The 1,824-nt window shown below is 68.6% G+C and carries 1 protein-coding gene; it reads right to left on the bottom strand.

All coding sequences use genetic code 11. From position 1 onward, the window contains the following. Positions 1 to 174 precede the first annotated feature (174 nt). On the bottom strand, positions 175 to 1,824 hold a 1,650-nt coding region (locus ACZ5NH_RS45460), incomplete at its 5' end, for an APC family permease (RefSeq protein WP_468784356.1).

The raw sequence follows: 1,824 nt of genomic DNA, 5'->3' as shown, positions 1-1,824 counted from the left end.
CGCGAGCCGGGCGCTGCCGCGCCAGTGGCGGTCGCCGGCCGAGCCTGGCGGTCCGCTCCGTCGCATGCCGCCGACGCTAGGCGCCCGCACCCGGTGTGGCGACCGCTGCTTACGGGCCCCTAACGCGTGCGGGCGAATCTTGACGGGATCCTGACGCGGTCGCGGGGTCGGTCCTCAGCCGGTGTGCACGCGGGGGCGGCGTTTCCGGTTCGGCTCTGCCTCGCGCAGGACCTCGCGGGTGACCGGGGCGACCTCGCCCTGGCCGAAGAGGAAGAAGCGCAGGAAGTTGGCGAAGGGGCTGCCCTCGGTCCACTCGAAGTAGATGTGCGGGGTGCAGCCGGTCGTGTCCCGGACGTGGAGGAGGAGGGCTGCGAGGGCGTTGGGGATGGAGGAGGACTCCACCGTCAGGACGCGGTAGCGGTTGTGCAGGACCTCGCCGCGTACGGTGAGGCCGGCCTCGAACTCGGAGGGGTCGGTGACCGTGACCTCGACGAAGACGAAGTCCTCCTGCTCCGGCATCTCGTTGTCGGCCCGTATCTGCTCGACCTTGTCGCGGTACTGGGCCTTGTCCCGTCGGCCCGGTTCGTTGGCGATGAACCGGATCTTCCGGCTGGCGATGTCGCGGATGAATCGTTCCGCCATGTCGTCCAGCTCGACATGGGTGACGCGCAGCTCGAAGGCGCGGGCCAGCCGGGACGCCAGGGAGATGAGGATGATGCCGACGATGAAGCAGGCGCCGATCTTCACACCGTCCGGGCGTTCGATGACGTTGGCGACGGTGACGTAGAGCAGGACGGCCGAGACGATGGCGAAGCCGATGGTCCAGCCGCGCTGGGCGGCCCTGCGGGCGGCGATGGTCACCGCGATGGCCGCGGAGGACATCAGGACCAGTACACCGGTGGCGTAGGCGCCGCCCTGTGCGTCGACGTTGGCGTCGAAGATCCAGGTCACCAGGAAGGCGACCAGCGTGAAGACGATCACCATCGGGCGCACCGCCCGCGCCCAGTGCGGTGCCATGCCGTAGCGGGGCAGGTAGCGGGGCATGAGGTTGAGCAGGCCGGCCATCGCGGAGGCGCCGGCGAACCACAGGATGGCGATCGTCGAGAGGTCGTAGACCGTGCCGAAGGCGTTGCCCAGGTACTCGTGGGCGAGATAGGCGAGTGCCCGGCCGTTGGCCTGGCCACCCGTCTTGAACTCGTTCGCCGGGATGAGCACCGTGGTGATGAAGGCGGTGGCGATCAGGAACACGCTCATGATGAGCGCGGCGGCCGTCAGCAGCTTCTTGGTGTCGCGGATCCGGCCCTTGGGCTTGTTCTCGGTGTCGTCGGGGTCGCCCTGGACGTGGGGCATGACGGCGACGCCGGTCTCGAAGCCGGACAGGCCGAGGGCGAGCTTGGGGAAGACGAGCAGGGAGACGCCGATCATGGCGAAGACGTTGCCGTGCTGGGTGGTCAGGGCGCTGGTCCAGTCGGTGACCACGTGCCCGGCGGTCAGGACATGCCAGAAGCCGACGACGACGACCACGGCGTTCAGGCCGAGATAGACCACCACCAGGGCGACCGCGACGCCGATCGCCTCCAGGAAACCCTTAAGGAACACCGCTCCCAGCAGGGCCACCAGCAGCAGGGTGATCAGCATCTGCTGCCCGTGCAGCACGTTCGTCAGGTGGGGGTTCTCGATGAGGTGGGTGGAGGCGTCGGCGGCCGAGAGGGTGATGGTGATCAGGAAGTCCGTGGCGGCGAAGCCCAGCAGCGTCAGGACGAACAGCTTGCCCTTCCAGAAGGAGAGCAGCCGCTCCAGCATGGCGATGGAGCCCTCGCCGTG

Source organism: Streptomyces sp. NPDC031426 (assembly GCF_055581585.1).
The sequence above is the reverse complement of the archived record's forward strand: the minus strand, read 5'-3'. Positions and strand labels throughout refer to the sequence as shown.